Raw genomic sequence first — 16,674 nt, forward strand, 5'->3', positions numbered from 1 at the left:
CATGTACTTGCGACGAAAGTGCACCAGGTATGAGGCGGTGCAGGCTGGCGGGATTGAGTCGCTTAGGCGAATATAAAGCGAACATCCTATGGCTGCCGCTCATGCAATTCGTCTTCAGATCGAAGCCAAGCTGGCTCAGCGTGTGCCTGCTGCGCTGACGCTCAAGATCAAGCATGCCCCGGAGCTGTTCGCCACGGGTGTGACTGCAGTCGATGAGATGCTGGGCGGCGGTGTTCCGCGTGGGTGCATCACGGAGGTCAGCGGAGCAGCCTCGACCGGGAAGACTTCCTTTGGTCTGTCGACGATCGCTTCGATTACGCAAGTTGGCAACGCCTGTGCGTGGGTGGATGTGAGTGATGCGCTCTCGCCGGAGGCCGCGGCTGCGGCGGGCGTGGAGCTGAGGCGTTTGCTGTGGCTCCGTGTGTCTGCCGAGCGTGGAAAGAGAGTGGCAGACAAGCCCTGGTCGCGGCTGGAGCAAGCGTTGAAAGCGACTGATCTGTTACTGCAAACGGGAGGCTTCGGAGCCGTCGTGCTCGATATGAGCGATGTGCTGCCTGAACATGCAAGACGCATTCCGCTAGCTACCTGGTATCGCTTTCGGCTGGCCGCAGAGCAGGCACGCACCGCATTGATCTTTCTGACGCAGTCGCCTTGCGCTAGTAGTTGCGCGTCGTTGGCGCTGCGTTGCGAGCCAGGTGAGGCGGTGCCGTTCAGCAGCAATGGCGAGACGGCGCTGTTTGAGCGACAACAGTACGAGCTAGTACGTGAGCGCAACCGCAATGACGCCACAGCTTTTATGCAGCGGAAGCCTGTGCAGCGCGTGAACTGGCGGGCAGAGACGCTTTGGTCAAGGGTGCGATGATGTATGCCGTTCTCCATCCACCGAATTTTTTCGCACAGGCTGCGGTGCATCAGCGCCCGGAGCTGCGCAAGAGACCGTTTGTGGTGCTCGATGGTGAGGCACCGACGGAGATGGTCTTTGCGGCAAATAAGGCGGCGTGCTCATTAGGCGTCGAGATTGCGATGACTCGGCTGCAGGTTGAGGCATTCACCGGAGTGGTCGTGCTCCGTCGTGTGATTGAGCATGAGCTTGCCGCGCATGCGTCTCTTCACCATGTCGCGTGCATGTTTTCGCCACGCATTGAGTTGGTGGAGGATCGGCCTGGTACGTATGCGTTGGACATTCGCGGGATGGATCTTTTGTACGGTGATGCAGGGCAACTCGCGGATAAATTGCGACGGAGTGCCATGGCAGCGGGCTTTCTCGTCAATGTCGCTGTTGCAGAAAACTTCCATGCGGCGGTGTCAGTTGCATGTGGTAGGACTGGCGTCTCCGTTGTGCCGCCCGGTTGCGAGGCGCACGCCATCGGGGAGCTTCCGCTCGCGACGCTGCGACTTCTGCCGGAGCATGAAGCTACCTTTGCGGCCTGGGGTATTCGCACCTGTGCGGAGCTGGCGGCGCTGTCTGAGACAGATTTGATCGCGCGTTTCGGACAGGGCGGGAAGAAGCTCCATTCTCTTGCGTGTGGCACATGGCCACACCTGATGTTCCCGATGGAGCCGAGCTTCGAGGCTAGTCTGGTGGAACGCATGGAACTGGACTTTCCGGTAGAGGAATTGGAGCGTCTGCTCTTCCTGCTCTCCCGCATGACGACGGCACTGTTGGAGCGGGTTCGTAGTAAAGCGCGGGCCATAGCGGCACTCCGCGTCGTACTTCGTCTCGACGGCGAAGTACAGCATGAGCGCACGGTGCGTCCCGCATTGCCATTGCAGGATACGCCGACATTGCTCAAGCTCATTCAACTCGATTTGGAGACTCATCCTCCGAGCGCGGCGATTGTGGGCTTGGAGTTACGCGCGCAGTCTGCCATGCCGTACCGAGCGCAGCATGGTCTCTTTCTCCCGCAAGCGCCGGAGCCAGGGCGGCTCGAAGTGATGCTCGCCCGAATGCGGAAGCTGTTGGGCGATCAGCGTGTCGGCTCGCCTGAGTTGACTGACGACCATCGACCGAATGCTTTCCGCGTGGTGCCGTTCGAGCCGTCGCCGCCACGACAAAGTGAGAGGCCATCGTTATCGACGCCTCTCGCTCTGCGCGTCTTTCGTCCACCACAAATGGTTGGCGTTACACTCGCGAACCATGCCCCCGTGCGGGTCTTCTGGAGTGGGGCGGGATATGTTGTTCGTGAGGCGGCCGGCCCAGTCAAGGTAGGCGGACTGTGGTGGTCCGAGGGTCACTGGTGCCGCGAAGAGTGGGATGTCCGACTGGAGAACAGCGGTGCCGAACGGCTTTGCCGCATTGCTTTCGATCCACGTGCTCGCTGCTGGTATGTGCAAGGAACGTATGACTGACTATGTGGAGTTGCACGCCCGGTCCGCTTTTAGTTTCCTCGAAGGCTCATCGATGCCGGAGTTCCTGATCCAACAAGCGGCGCGTTTGGAGATGCCTGCAATGGCGTTGCTCGATCGAAACGGATTGTATGGCTCTGCGCGGTTTCACATGGAGGGACAGCGATGCGGCGTACAGTCGCACATAGGTGCGGAGCTTTCAGTAAGCGACCTAGGCCAAAGTCTCCCGATTGCCTCTTATCTACCGCATCAGCATCCGCCCGAGCCTGTGCGCTTGCCGCTCCTGGTGGAGTCACGCATTGGATACCAAAATCTCTCTCGGCTAATTACGCAGTTCAAACTTCGGGAAAATACGAAGGCTGAAGGTGCTGCTGTCATCGCCGACGTGGAAGAGTACGGTAACGGCCTGGTTTGTCTGACGGGTGGTATAGAAGGCCCGCTTGCGGCAGCATTGGCACAGGGTGGCTATGATGCCGCATATGAGACTGTCGAGAAATTAGTACGGCTCTTTGGTTCCCGGAATGTGTATGTTGAACTGCAACGCCACTTCGACCGTGAGGAAGAACATCGCAACCGTGCGGCGGTTCGCATTGCACGTTCGCTGAACCTACCATTACTGGCGACGGGAGGTGTGAGCTACGGTACTCCGTATGAACGCGAAGTGCTCGATATCTTCACTTGCATCCGTCATCATACGACGCTTGATACTGCGGGTCGCCTTCTGAATCGCAACGCAGAACGGCATCTGCATACGGCGTCCGAGATGCACAAACTCTTCTATGACTACCCCGAGGCCATCGCCAATACCTGCGAGTTATCTGCCAGGTTAGGGTTTCAGTTGACTGGACTTGGATACGAGTTCCCGGCGTACTTGGTGCCGGATGGGGACACAATGGATTCGTTTCTCCGCAAGCGCGTGGACGAAGGTGTGCGCCGACGCTATCTTCCCAAAAATGATTCAGCTCTTTACGAGAAGGCAAAGCTACAAGCGGAGCGGGAACTCCGGTTGGTTGAGAGATTGGGGCTGGCAGGCTACTTTCTGATCGTGTGGGACATTGTTTGCTTTTGCAAGGACAACGGCATTCTCATTCAGGGACGCGGCTCTGCTGCCAATAGTGTGATCTGCTACGCGCTCGGAATTACCATCGTTGATTCAGTTGGCCTCGACCTGCTCTTTGAGAGGTTTCTTTCGGAAGAACGTGGCGAGTGGCCCGATATTGACCTTGATCTACCCAGCAAGACAGATCGTGAGCGCGCTATTCAATATGTGTATCAGCGTTACGGCGAGCTAGGCGCCGCTATGACCGCGAACGTCATCACCTTCCGAAATCGGTCTTCTTCGCGAGAGGTTGGTAAAGCATTTGGCTTCGATCAAAGGACGGTGGCAGAACTCGCCGGCTTGATGAGTGCGTGGGAGTGGAAGGCTCCAAGCGATACGCTGGAGAACAGCTTCAAGGCGGCGGGCCTCGATATGAAGCATCGGCGCATTGCGCATTATCTTCAGAAGTGCGGCGACGTGCTGAACCTTCCCCGCAATCTCGGCCAGCACTCCGGGGGCATGGTTATCTGTCAGGGACATCTGGATTCGGTTGTGCCCATCGAACGAGCTTCAATGCCAGGCCGTACGGTCGTTCAGTGGGATAAAGACGACTGCTCCGATATGGGGATCATCAAGGTGGATCTTCTCGGCCTTGGGATGCTGGCGGTGCTTAAGGATACTGCCTACCTTGTCCCACAGCATTATGGTGAACAACTCGATTATGCCCAGCTACCGCAGGACGATGCGGTATACGAGACCATCGAGCAGGCCGATACCGTGGGTCTCTTTCAGATCGAAAGCCGCGCTCAAATGTCTGCTCTGCCACGTACGAAACCGAAGTGCTTCGCTGATCTGTCGATGCAAGTTGCGATCATCCGCCCTGGGCCTGTGACAGGAAAGTTCGTTAATCCCTATATCGCACGGAGGCTTGGGCGAGAGCCCATTACCTATCTCCATTCGTCCTTTAAGCCATTTCTGGAGCGCACACTTGGTGTGCCGTTGTTTCAGGAACAGGTAATGAAGATTGGTATGGTTGCCGCAAATCTTTCAGGTGGAGAAGCCGAGGAGCTACGTAAGGCGATGGGTGGCAAACGGTCGGAATCTATCATCGCCGGACTGAAGACTCGACTGCATGAAGGTATGACCGCGAACGGATTTGACGCGTCCACGCAGGAAGAAGTGATGCGGGTACTCTCCACTGTGAAAGAGTTCATGTTCCCTGAATCGCATGCCCACAGCTTCGCCTCCATTGCGTATTCGAGTGCCTACACTCGCTATCACTACACTGCTGCCTATACCTGTGCCCTCTTTAACAATCAGCCAATGGGATTTTATTCGCCAGCGACGATAGCGAACGATGCAAAACGGCATCGCGTCAAGATCGTACCTATCGACATACAGCGTTCAGACTGGTTCTGCACGCTCGAAGAACTAAGCAACGCTGACCACACTCGATTTGCAGATCCTTTTGCTGTACGCATGGGGCTGAAGTATGTGAAGGGATTGCGGCAAAAAGTTGGAGATGCCATCGTGGAGGCCCGTATTATGGAAGGCCCATTCGCCTCTGAGTACGATTTGTGCCGTCGCGTACCGTCAATCAAAAAACCAGAGCTGGTTCTGCTGGCGAAGGCGGGAGCCTTCAACTGGACCGGAGAGAAACACCACCGACGTGCCGCTCTATGGAATGCCGAGCGTGCAGGTCAACAGACTGGGCCGCTCTTCGAGAACATCCCGGACGAACATGAGTTCCAGACTGTTGCTCCGCTGCGGCCTATGACAACCGAAGAGCGGTTAGTCGCTGATTTTGAAAGCACCGGAGTAACGCTTGGCCCGCATCCGATGGCGTACCACCGAGCAGAGATGAATGATGCTGGTGTTCTGCCGGCCGCGAGTTTGAAAGGGGTGTCGGACGGCATGTACGTGAGCATTGCGGGAGCAGTGATTGCGAGGCAGCGTCCTGGAACGGCCGAAGGGTTCATATTCCTCAGCCTGGAAGATGAGACAGGCATCTCCAATGCCATTATCAATCCTCATCTATATGAACGGAACCGCATCGCCGTTACCCGTGGAAAGTTCCTTCGAATCGGGGGCACACTCCAAAATCAGGACGGTGTCATCAACGTGAGAGCGTCAGCCTTATACGTTCTAACGCTTAGCAATGTGCAAGTGAGGTCGCATGATTTCCATTGAAGTTCAGTTCTCATAGTCGCAACGTCGCCTTCGCGATATAGTGCAGGTTCCGAAGGAGATCAGATTTCGGTTCAGGCGAGAGACGTATGAGTCTGGCTTCATGGTGCAAGACGCTGGCTCTCCCACCCCAGGGAAAGATCTGTAAACGCTGACAAGGTGAGCAAGGGTGAGTGGTTTCCAGCGAGGATCGCTTCGTAGAGTGCCGGAGAAAGAGCGCTAATCGAAGGACCCCAGAGCCGTAACGTTTTGTTGAGGCCGGCTTTAGTCGCAAACTGCTCCAAGTTCGTCACTTTTCCGGAGACGACCCATTCGACCATGTTCTCGCCTGAACGACGGCGCGTACCAAAGAAGCGATTGGAGCGTCGCTCTTGCAGGACCGATCTTTGGGTCCAACAACGCAATCGGATAAAGTGAGGCATATTTGTTTCGAGTGAAGGTAGACCCCAAGATGGGCAATAGAAGAAACACACGCTCGGAGCCTTAGCGGTCGTCCTTGGTCTGCGGCTGTGTTCTGATGATTCGAGAAACGCAGCACACAGTCAGAGGCTTATCCGAGTAACTTTTCAAAATCTCGTCTGTTGGCTTTAATCGGCTACAGCGATCCTGAGAAGACGTACGCCGTGGGCAGCAACGCTCTCGTTGTACTGCTCTCCGCTCATGGTCACGGACTCATGCTTCCACAGGTCACGCACGGCGAGATTCTTTCCGGAGTAACCGGAGGGCAGGCTGCTCCACCGCAACGCTGCCGGCATGGCTGTGCCGCCGCGGTTAAAGACTGCGACGATGAGCGATCCGTCCGCAAGGACGCGGGTCAGAGTCTCCATCTGGCCATTGACGGAGAGCGATTGGACGGGTTTCGCGGCGGGATCCTGGTCGATGGCGATGATCTCCTTGTTCATCAGGATTGATTTGGTTTCGTCCGACATCGACCGCAGGTCGTTGCCTGCGATGAGGGGAGCAGCGAGCATCGACCAGAGGCTCATGTGGGTACGGTACTCATCGGCGCTCATGCCACCGTTGCCAATCTCGAGCATGTCCGGGTCGTTCCATTGACCTGGGCGAGTATAGGAGGAGATTGAGATCTGGCTGAAGCCGATCTTTTCCATCGAATCCCACGTGTCGCGGATATCGCCAGTGGTACGCCACAAATTGCCGCCGACCTTGTTGCCCCAGGTCCAGACGTCGGTCAACCCGTACTGGCACAGACTATAGACCATTGGTCGGCCGGCATGTCCGAGCGCCGTTCCCATCTTCTGGTAGAGGCCCTGCTGATTGGGTTCGGTAATGTCGTAGATGGCGCGGGCGCTGCAAAGGTCGTACTTCAGATAGTCCATACCCCATGCAGCGAAGGTTTTGGCGTCCTGCTCCTCGTGACCAAAGCTGCCAGTGTATCCAGCGCAGGTGAGTGGGCCGGGCGACGAGTAGATGCCGATCTTGAGGCCTTTTGAGTGGACGTAGTCGGCGAGTGCCTTCATGTCGGGAAACTTCTTATTTGTCAGAATATTTCCCTCGGTGTCGCGGCCTGCCTGCCAGGTATCGTCGATGTTGATGAAGACATAGCCAGCATCTTTCATGCCGCTCGAGACCATCGCATCGGCCATCGAGCGAATGTCGGCATCGGTAATCCTGCCGGCGAACTTGTTCCAACTGTTCCAGCCCATTGGCGGAGTTTTGACCAGGCCATTGCCAGGAAGATCATGCAGTGGCGGCAGGGGAAGAGGAGCAGGGGGCGCGGCGGCCTCTTTGGTAGAGCGAACCGCGGTGCCGGTGACGAGCTGGCCCTCCCATCGGCGCCATTCAAGCTTGATCTTGCCATCGTTGTAGGTTCCGTCGTAGACCGTGGAAGCGGCAGTGGACCCAGTGGCGATCGGCGACCCGGCGACGGCGGGTGGTGGAGAGGTTACGAAGTGCAGGTGCCCTGCTGTGTACGTGCCGTTCAAAGGATTGCCACCGGGGTAGCGTCCAAACACTTTGCCGGTGAGAGTCTCTCCGCTGAGGTTCAACTGAAAGTAGGTATGACGGACATTTCCGTCGGGGCTTGGCAGCTGCAGATCCCAGTAGCCGTTAAGATCAGTCTGGGCAAAGGATGGCGCCGCCGAGAGAAAGGCCACGAGCAGGAGGCGAATTGGCCAGGTGGAGGAGTGTTGATTCGCTATATAGGGCATTAGGTCTTCAACCTTTTCAATTTGGTCAGGTATCGATGTTGGTGGATCACCCAACAGTCCGCGCGATTTTGAACTGCAGGTTTGTTGCCAAATTGTCGCACGGCGGAATCACATGTTAAGAAAGAGATGCATGCTTGACGCGGGCAGCCCGACATCAACCTGTACCGAATCTAAATCGTTGTCCAAAACCAAACAGCATTAAAACAGATTTGTCGGAACGATGCCCCGCATGATTTAGACACTGATTTCCCGATTGACCGCGATCCGGCACGGGAACTGATTGCGCCCTGATGTGAATCTATCGCGGCGTATTCGGATTGTCGATGATGAACATTCTAAAAAATTCAGCTTGCGTGGCCAGCTATCTCCGAGTCATTCGGCTGGAGAATTCAGGACACGTCTAGCGATCGATCAGCTTCGCGTGTGTTGCAGGGTATCGCTCACCTTCAATCTGAATTGCAGAAGAGGCCTCTTCGAGCGATTGCAAATCGTCTCTGGTGAGTTCGATGGCCGCGCCTACGAGATTCTCTTCCAGTCGTGAAAGCTTGGTCGTGCCCGGAATCGGAACGATCCATGGCGCCTTAGCAAGCAGCCATGCAAGGGCGATCTGTGCAGGCGTCGCTTTTTTCTGATCTGCGAACTTCGTGAGGACCTCGACGAGGACCTGATTCGCTTTACGGTTTTCTTCGCTGAAACGGGGGACGATAGCGCGGAAATCGGTCCTATCGAACTTGGTGGATGAGTCGATCTTGCCGGTAAGGAAACCTTTGCCAAGTGGGCTGAACGGGACGAAACCGATGCCAAGTTCTTCCAGTGTGGGCATGACGGATTCTTCGGGTTCGCGCCAGAAGAGCGAGTACTCGCTCTGCAAGGCTGCGACCGGTTGCACGGCATGAGCGCGGCGAATAGTCTTTGCACCTGCTTCGGACAGTCCGAAGTGCTTCACCTTGCCTGCCTCGATAAGATTCTTCACGGCGCCGGAGGTTTCCTCGATGGGGGTGCTGGGGTCGACGCGATGCTGATAAAGGAGGTCGATCGTGTCGGTTTGCAGACGCTTCAGCGAGGCTTCCACGACCTGCTTGATGTGGTCAGGGCGACTGTTGGTGGCAGTCCACTTGCCATCGTTCCTGGGATCGGGCTCAAAACCAAACTTGGTGGCGATGACTACTTCTTTTCGGAACGGCGCGAGAGCTTCACCAACGACTTCTTCATTGGCGTAGGGGCCGTAGACTTCGGCGGTGTCAAAGAAGGTGACGCCACGTTCAAAAGCGGCCCGTATGAGCTTGATAGCCTCCGACTTCTCTGTGGCGGGCCCCAAGCCAAAGCTTAAGCCCATGCAACCCAGGCCAAGTGCTGAAACTTCGAGGCCACCATTTCCGAGTGTTCGCTTCTGCATAATTTCTCCTGTCGCTACTTGCAAACGCTCATGAGTATGATTCATGAATGATCAGACAAGATCTTGCTGAGCTATCGGCGTTTGCGATCGTTGCGGAAGAGCGCAGCTTCACCCGCGCAGCCACCCGCCTTGGCGTTTCGCAGTCCGCTCTCAGCCACTCCATACGAGGACTGGAAAAGAAGCTGGGCGTTCAGTTACTGGCACGAACCACGCGGAGCGTCTCCGCAACTGCAGCAGGAACAGCGTTGCTACAAGAACTTGCCCCCGCTTTGGAGCGTATTAAAAGCGCCGTCGCTGAGACGATGAAGCAAAGAGAGCGCCCGGCCGGTCGCATCCGACTCATCATCCCACGGACCGCGGCTGAGATGGTGCTTCTGCCGAAGCTTGCGGATTTTGTACGCGACTATCCGGAGATCGTACTGGAGGTGACCTCGTCTAACGATCCTGTCGACCTGGTCGCGGGAGAGTATGACGCAGGTATTCAACTCGGCGAATTCATTCAGAGAGACATGATCGCTGTGCCGTGTGACGAAAGAGATGCGCCTTGCCGTGGTCGGCTCTCCAGAGTATTTCGAGTCGAACACCATCCCCCGTCACCCACAGGACCTGAAAGATCATTCCTGCATTGGATTCCGTTTTAGCAATGGTCTTTACCGGTGGGAGTTTGAGAAGGGTCGGAAGGCGCTCACGGTCAGCCCCCAAGGCCCCGTATCGTTCGACGATCCGGACCTCGTCATCCAAGCGGTACTCGACGGCGTCGGGATTGGCACGGCAATGGAAGAAACTCTTACGGCATTGATCGCGAAGGGGCGCTTGATTCACGTTCTCAACGACTGGTGCCCATCGTTTCCGGGATACTTCCTCTACTATCCCAGCCGCAGGAATCAATCTGCTGCCCTTGCCGCTTTGATCGACAGGCTTCGTGTGTAGGAATGGACCTCGAAGTGACTTCGAAATGGATAATCGTAGTCGGACATTATTACTGCAGGTCGCAGAATGAGAAAACCGGATAGCCTTGAAGTTCGAGTCTTCCGCGTTAGTCCAGCTGTGACCTCTATCGGGCCATAATGCGTCTCGACTTGGCACCGACCTCTTAAGCCTTGACTGTACCCTCCGTCATTGACTTCACCTTCCAAATATGGGTAAATTACTGGGTCTTCTCCGCGCAACGTTCGGTGATTTTGCGCCAGGCCCCGTATCTCAAGGGGGATTACTGTGACTGCAGGACCCACATGGTCTCATCGCAGCTTCGTTGAGGACGCGCCCTCTGACTGGTCCACGTCCTATTCGCAGTTCTTGGCACGCGCCTCAGCGCACTCCTCCAGAACTCTTCAACTCTACCAAGAGGTCCTCGTCTGCGTTAGCCAGGGGCGGCTTACAGCCACTGTCTTCGAGGAGTATTATCCACGCTTCATCAAGGAAAACGGCTCCGCCTACACAGAACGTCTTACGGCCCTCGGTGCGGAGTTCCTTAACCGTCTTGCACAACTGAACAGTTCCGGTCCGGCCATTCGAGATGAGGTCGAGAGCGAAATTCCCGCGCCGATCTTCGAGCCCGGCAATCCCTCGCGCTGGTTCGAGCAATATGCGGAGTACGCCGGCCAACTCAACGCACGCGCTGTGAAGGCTTATCGGAGGCAACTGGACCGTGTTGCTTTGGGCGAGGTCACTCCAGAAGATGTGCAGCAAAAAGTTGTGGGCCAGATGTCCAATCAACTCCCGGAACAGATGCAGCGTGTCAGCCAGTTGTACTTCGCCGTGATAGATCAGCTAAACGAGATTCGAGCTCGCTACGAAGAAAAGTACTTCCTCGGCGTGCTCGCCTTAGCTCGGCGCCGCGAGGAAGATATATCCATTACCCTCCCTTTGTCTGGGCCACAAGGAGGGATAGCCTTCGCCTCCTTCAACGTAACGAATACAACCTCCGCGAAAACCCCGATTCATTACGTCGTCACCGAAATTCGCCGGGCCGACGGGGTGGGGGCCGCATTCGCTCCGGCAATTGCCGTTCGTCCGGAGATCCTGGAACTTGCACCCGGAGAAGAGCAGACGATCTCGCTCTCACTGCAACTCGCAACGGAACAGTACGAACGTGATGCCCCATACATCGGATTTTTCTATGTCACGGGCGACGGCGATCTGCGCGTCGAGATGCGGCTGCGCATTGTGGCAACCGAGGCCGTCGAGAATGCAGCCTAAAGGATCAATATGACCCAAACCGAAGTTCAAAGAATCGAACAACCCCGCGTTCGAGGCGAACCGATCGCGATCGTCGGTATGCGTGGACGATTTCCCGGAGCGAACGACCTCGACAGTTATTGGAAGAACCTGGCCGAGGGTATTGAGTCTATTTCGATTCTCTCCCAGCAGGAGATGCGAGCCTCCGGCATTCCCGACAGCATCTCGCGCCTTCCGGGCTATGTCAATGCTTCCCCGGTGCTTGACGGTATCGATCAGTTCGACGCGCAGTTCTTTGGTTTTTCTGCTCGTGATGCCGCGCTCACAGATCCCCAGCACCGTCTGTTCCTCGAGACCGCATGGGAGGCTCTAGAAGACGCCGGCTACGATCCCGAGACCTTCTCCGGACCCATCGGTGTCTTCGGTGGCGCGGAGATGAGCACCTATCTCTACCACCTCTCGCAAAACCAGGATGCCTTGAAGTACATCGATGGCATGCAGCTGATGGTAACGAATGACAAGGATCATCTTTGCACGCAGGTGTCATATCGGTTAAACCTGCGTGGCCCAAGCATCACCGTCCAAACTACGTGCTCCACGTCACTGGTGGCGATCTCGATGGCCTGCGAGAGCCTGCATCACCACCGCTGCGACATGGCTCTCGCTGGCGGGGTGACGGTACGGGTTCCCCAACGCGGCGGTTACTATTACGCACCCGGCTCCATCCTCTCACCCGACGGACACTGTCGTCCCTTCGATGCCAACGCACAGGGAACCATTGTGGGCAGTGGCGTAGGCCTTGTCGTGTTGCGTCGGCTTGCGGATGCACTCGAGGACAAAGACAACATTCGCGCCGTTATCCTTGGCACCGGGATCAACAATGATGGCAACGACAAGGTCGGCTATACGGCGCCCAGCAGCCGCGGCCAATCGGAAGCCATACGGGCCGCGCATCGCATGTCCGGCATATCACCGAGATCCATAGGCTATGTCGAAGCGCACGGAACAGGCACCATTCTTGGCGATCCTATCGAGATCTCCGCACTCACGGAGGTTTTTCGCGCCAGCACCAAGAGCCGCGGGTTCTGCGGTATCGGTTCCGTCAAATCCAACTTTGGTCATCTGTCGTGTGCCGCCGGTGTCGCTGGCCTGATCAAGACAGTCCTCGCGCTCGAGCACGGAGCTATTCCGCCGACGGTCCACTTCACTGCGCCCAATCCGGCAATTGACCTGACCGCCAGCCCTTTCTATGTCACCAAGAAGTTGAGTCCGTGGGAACGGAACGGCACCCCTCGCCGCGCAGGGGTCAGCTCCTTCGGCGTTGGCGGCACCAATGCTCATATCGTGGTTGAAGAAGCTCCCGCCCCAGCGCGATCAAGGCCAGCGCATTCCTTTCAGCTTCTGACGATCTCTGCGCGCAGTGAAGCCGTACTGACTCAAATGGCCGACCGGTTGGCGGATCATCTGGAGAGACATCCTGAGATCGCGCTCTCGAATGCAGCTGCTACTCTGCATCTCGGGCGACGCTCCTTCCGCTTTCGCCGAGCCGTCGTGGCTGCACCAGATGATCGCACTCGCACCATTGCAGCTCTAAGAGAGTCCCGTGAGGTACCTGCCGAAGCCGCGCCACAAGATCGCTCTGTCGTCTTCATGTTTCCCGGCCAAGGGTCGCAGCACCCGGGAATGGCAGAAGACCTTTACAACACTGAACCACTCGTCAAGAGCATCATCGATCGTTGCGCCAGCATTTTGAAGGGAAAACTTCAGGCAGATATTCGCAGCCTCATCTTCCCTTCCGCGAAGAAGCAAAAGAACGCCGCTGAGAATCTGAAGGACACCAAATGGGCGCAGCCCGCGCTCTTTACTATCAGCTACGCACTCTCATCGCTATGGCAGTCGTGGGGAATCCACCCAGCCGTCATGATCGGCCACAGCGTCGGCGAGTACGTGGCCGCGACCCTCGCAGGCGTGATGGAACTTGAGGATGCGCTCACAGTCATCTCCAGGCGCGGACAACTGATTTCCAGCCTTCCCCGCGGCTCAATGCTGGCCGTTCTTGGAAGCATTGAGGACGTGCAGCGATTCGCTATCGGCGAAGTGTCGCTGGCAGCCATCAATGCTCCCGGATTCTACGTTCTTTCGGGCCCTACGCCGTCGATCGACAAAACGGAGCAAGCGTTGGTCAGTCAATCTATCTTCTGCCGCAGGCTTCATACGTCTCACGCATTCCACTCAGAGATGATGGACCCGATCCTCGCGGAGTTCGGAGAAGTCCTGGAGGGGATCTCCCTGCATCCACCGTCCCAACCGTTCGTCGCCACGCTCACCGGCAAAATGGCCGGCGGCGAAGTAGCTACCCCAGCATACTGGACGGCCCAATTGCGTCATGCTGTTCGTTTCGGAGATGGCCTGCGCCTCCTATCGGAAGGAAAGACGCCGGCCGGTAAGAGTCCCGTCTTCCTTGAAGTGGGACCGGGCAATGCCTTGTCCATATTCGTCAAGAGCACCGCAAAGGAGACCAGTACAAAACTGGAATGTCTGACTTCTCTTCCAACAGCGGATTCTTCGCGCTCCGACGGAGAAGAGATGCTCACCACTCTGGGCAGTCTATGGGTAGCTGGTGTGCCGGTCGATTGGCAGGCGATCCACCGTTCTGCTCCAGTCCGACGCGTCAGCCTGCCGACCTATCCGTTCGAACGGCAAAGCTATTGGATCGGCGCTCATCCGGACGCGACCACTCCTGTTGTCGAACTTCGCGACACCTCCAAGTGGATGTACAAATCGGTATGGGTATCTTCCAGCCCGTTGAACTTAGACGGCGCATCGCTCAAGGCCCGCCGGTTCGTCGTCTTTGATGCTCCCGACACGGCAGGATCGTCCATCATCGATCTGCTTCGCAACCAGGGGGCTACAGTCCTCGTCGTTCGGCCTGGTAACAGTTTTGCCAAGCTCGCGGAATCGTCGTACGAACTGGACCCCAAGGCGCCCGAAGGATATCGAAATCTCGCGATCGATATTTGTCTCGGCGACGATCGCCTAGCGGGCGTCATCGATTGCTGGAACGCCACTCCCCCAACGAATACTAGGCTCGATGATGCCACGTCTACTACCCTCCTGGGGCCCATGCGCTTCGCCCACGCACTGAGCAGCCAACAAACTGTTCGTCCTCTGCCTGTAATCTTCGTAGCCCGCGGCACTGCGCTCGTTCACCCACAGGACGCGCTCGATCCGCCGCGCGCTATGCAGGCCGGTGTCGCCAAAGTCCTGCCCCAGGAACATCCAGGCCTCCGCGTGGCTCACATCGACGTCGATGATGATGTTTCCATTCCATCGATGATCACGGCGGAGCTTGCCGCGACGCTGCCCGAGCCTGCCGTGGCCATGCGCGGCGGCCTCCGCTTTGTCGAGACCTTTGTTTCTCTTCCCACCGGTCCGCCGAAGGCGCCCCTTGGTTTGCCGGAAAAGCCCGTCGTCCTCATCACCGGCGGCCTGGGGCACATGGGCCTGCACCTCGCCGAGGCAATGTTCTCCGGCTTCGGAGCACGTCTTGTCCTGGTCGGTCGAACCACCGTGCCGCTTCCAGCCGAGTGGGCCGCTGCCAGCCAAGATAGCTCTGTCTCCGAAGCACAGCGCGAGATCTTTAAGCGGTTGGCAGAGATGCGCGCCAAGCGTGATGAGGTTCTTGTTCTCAAGGCCGACCTGAACCGTGCCGACGAAGTCAGCGCCGCCGTCGATGCCGCCTTCGCCCACTTCGGCCAGGTCGATCTCGTCGTCCACGGCGCGGCACGCATCGACGCGGCCGCCTTTGCTTCTGCTGCCGACACCGGCCCCGAGGTAATTGAGGCGCAGTTCTCTCCCAAGATCCGAGGGCTCTTTCATCTCATGTCGGCCTTCACTGACAGACCACCAAAACGTTGGGTGCTGCACTCTTCTGTCTCCGCTATCCTCGGAGGACTGGGCCTAGCGGCTTACGCAGGTGTAAACGCCCTGCTTGATGTGCTCGCGATGCAGCAAGGCGAGCATTGGCTCAGCATCGACTGGGACGCCTGGGATAACGCGGCCGAAGCCCAGAGCGTCAGCATGCCGCTGGCCATCAATCCACCGGAAGGAGGCGACGCACTTTTGCGTCTTCTTTCTTCTCCCGCCGGCTCTCGCGTTCTGGTTGCGGTCAACCTCTTCGACCGCCTCAAAGCCTGGGTGCGGCACAACCAGGGCCCCGAGACTGCAACCGCCGTCGCCCTCGAGCTTCATCCACGCCCTAATCTTCCTACCGCATTTGTTGAGCCTCGTTCCGAAACCGAGCGCACTCTGGCCGAAATCTGGGGACGCCAACTGGGTCTCAATTCGGTTGGAATCCACGACCGCTTCTTCGATCTCGGCGGGCACTCTCTGCTCGCCGCCCGCGTTGCCGCCGAGATATGTGACCGCTTCCAGATCGAGTTGCCTGTACTCAAGCTCTTCCAGGTGCCCAGCATCGGCGAACTCGCAGTCCTTGTCGAAAAAGCGCAGGCCGGCGAAATCGATCCGGGACCAGTAGGTCTTCCGGTTGTCGCAGACACCCCCGACGAATCTGAACTGCAAGGAGATGCCCCCGCGAAGGCAACAAAGGCAAGTTATCGGGAGTTCTACAACGACGTCACCCGGCGCCTTGATCAGTCAGGAGTAGGCGATGCTTCCTTCTTCCTCAACTACGGATATATCAGTCTGAACGGCGAGGACGAATCCCGCTTCGAGGTTCCAGAGCGTGTGTTTAACCGCAACTCGGTCCGGCTAGCCTTCGAGTTGATCGGCGACTCCGAGCTGAAGGGCCAACGCGTGCTTGATGTAGGTTGTGGCCGAGGCGGCACAGTCGCGCTGATGGCTGAGACGTTCGGCGCAAAAGCCGTTGGCGTCGACCTCTCCCCGGAAGCAGTCGCCTTCTGCCGCAGAACCCATCGGCAAAAGACAAAATTTGAAGTGGGAGATTCAGAGAATCTGCCCTTTAAGAACCGCTCCTTCGACGCAGTCACCAATCTCGAGTCATCGCACACCTACCCCAACCTCCGCGCTTTTTTCGCCGAGGTCAGTCGTGTTCTCAAGAAGAAGGGAAGGTTCCTTTACACCGACCTGTTGCCCGCGGAGCGCTGGCTGGAGGTTCGAGCGTTGCTTGGCCCTCTGGGGCTTGCTATCCAGGTCGAACGCGAGATTACTCCAAACGTTTTGGCATCGTGCGATGACGTAGCTGCCACCCGCGCCCAGGCGTTTGGCGGCCACGAAGCGATGATTGACAACTTCCTCGCAGTCCCCGGCTCTGCGGTCTACGAGCAAATGAAGAGCGGCGCATGGGAGTACCGCATCCTACGAGCGGAACGCCAATAGAA

Annotated in this window: 9 protein-coding genes; 7 read left to right on the plus strand and 2 right to left on the minus strand. The window is 57.4% G+C overall.

The features are described 5' to 3' along the window. The first annotated feature begins 88 nt into the window (after positions 1 to 88). Genes RBB82_RS11445 through RBB82_RS11455 form a run of 3 tightly spaced genes read left to right on the plus strand, consistent with a single transcriptional unit; the run spans position 89 to position 5,575 of the window. Entirely contained in the window at positions 89 to 862 is a 774-nt protein-coding gene (locus tag RBB82_RS11445) for an ATPase domain-containing protein (protein WP_433975260.1), read from the plus strand. Beyond that, positions 859 to 2,349, plus strand: a complete 1,491-nt coding sequence (locus tag RBB82_RS11450; protein WP_433975261.1) for a DNA polymerase Y family protein — start codon at positions 859 to 861, stop codon at positions 2,347 to 2,349. The genes RBB82_RS11445 and RBB82_RS11450 overlap by 4 nt, the downstream gene beginning before the upstream one ends. Continuing rightward, positions 2,255 to 5,575, plus strand: coding sequence for a DNA polymerase III subunit alpha (locus RBB82_RS11455; RefSeq protein WP_433975262.1), 3,321 nt, complete (start codon positions 2,255 to 2,257; stop codon positions 5,573 to 5,575). Before RBB82_RS11450 ends, RBB82_RS11455 begins: the two co-directional genes overlap by 95 nt. 584 nt (positions 5,576 to 6,159) lie before the next feature. Here the strand turns inward: RBB82_RS11455 and RBB82_RS11460 are convergent. Together RBB82_RS11460 and RBB82_RS11465 are read right to left on the minus strand one after the other, a co-directional pair. Further along, complete coding sequence (locus tag RBB82_RS11460) at positions 6,160 to 7,740, minus strand: glycoside hydrolase family 27 protein (protein WP_433975263.1); 1,581 nt, start codon at positions 7,738 to 7,740, stop codon at positions 6,160 to 6,162. A 400-nt stretch (positions 7,741 to 8,140) separates the two neighbouring features. Further along, positions 8,141 to 9,136, minus strand: coding sequence for an aldo/keto reductase (locus RBB82_RS11465; RefSeq protein WP_433975264.1), 996 nt, complete (start codon positions 9,134 to 9,136; stop codon positions 8,141 to 8,143). A gap of 47 nt (positions 9,137 to 9,183) precedes the next feature. On the opposite strand from RBB82_RS11465, the gene RBB82_RS11470 reads away from it, so the two are divergent. From RBB82_RS11470 to RBB82_RS11485, 4 genes are all read left to right on the plus strand, one after another. Then, the gene (locus tag RBB82_RS11470; protein WP_433975265.1) at positions 9,184 to 9,777 is read left to right on the plus strand and encodes a LysR family transcriptional regulator; all 594 of its coding nucleotides are present in this window, start codon (positions 9,184 to 9,186) and stop codon (positions 9,775 to 9,777) included. Further along, positions 9,674 to 10,066, plus strand: a complete 393-nt coding sequence (locus tag RBB82_RS11475) for a LysR substrate-binding domain-containing protein (protein WP_433975266.1) — start codon at positions 9,674 to 9,676, stop codon at positions 10,064 to 10,066. The genes RBB82_RS11470 and RBB82_RS11475 overlap by 104 nt, the downstream gene beginning before the upstream one ends. A gap of 285 nt (positions 10,067 to 10,351) precedes the next feature. Then, a complete protein-coding gene (locus RBB82_RS11480) occupies positions 10,352 to 11,335 on the plus strand; it encodes a hypothetical protein (RefSeq protein ID WP_433975267.1) in 984 nt (327 codons plus the stop codon). A 9-nt stretch (positions 11,336 to 11,344) separates the two neighbouring features. After that, positions 11,345 to 16,672, plus strand: a complete 5,328-nt coding sequence (locus RBB82_RS11485; RefSeq protein ID WP_433975268.1) for an SDR family NAD(P)-dependent oxidoreductase — start codon at positions 11,345 to 11,347, stop codon at positions 16,670 to 16,672. Positions 16,673 to 16,674: the final 2 nt, after the last annotated feature.

The organism is Tunturiibacter lichenicola, from assembly GCF_051013355.1.
Taxonomy (GTDB): domain Bacteria; phylum Acidobacteriota; class Terriglobia; order Terriglobales; family Acidobacteriaceae; genus Edaphobacter; species Edaphobacter lichenicola_F.

Coding starts and splice junctions, on each gene's coding strand:
- RBB82_RS11455 (WP_433975262.1), top strand. CDS start 2,255: ATGTCCGACTGGAGAACAGCGGTGCCGAACGGCTTTGCCGCATTGCTT.
- RBB82_RS11485 (WP_433975268.1), top strand. CDS start 11,345: ATGACCCAAACCGAAGTTCAAAGAATCGAACAACCCCGCGTTCGAGGC.
- RBB82_RS11445 (WP_433975260.1), top strand. CDS start 89: ATGGCTGCCGCTCATGCAATTCGTCTTCAGATCGAAGCCAAGCTGGCT.
- RBB82_RS11470 (WP_433975265.1), top strand. CDS start 9,184: ATGATCAGACAAGATCTTGCTGAGCTATCGGCGTTTGCGATCGTTGCG.
- RBB82_RS11450 (WP_433975261.1), top strand. CDS start 859: ATGATGTATGCCGTTCTCCATCCACCGAATTTTTTCGCACAGGCTGCG.
- RBB82_RS11475 (WP_433975266.1), top strand. CDS start 9,674: ATGCGCCTTGCCGTGGTCGGCTCTCCAGAGTATTTCGAGTCGAACACC.
- RBB82_RS11465 (WP_433975264.1), bottom strand. CDS start 9,136: ATGCAGAAGCGAACACTCGGAAATGGTGGCCTCGAAGTTTCAGCACTT.
- RBB82_RS11460 (WP_433975263.1), bottom strand. CDS start 7,740: ATGCCCTATATAGCGAATCAACACTCCTCCACCTGGCCAATTCGCCTC.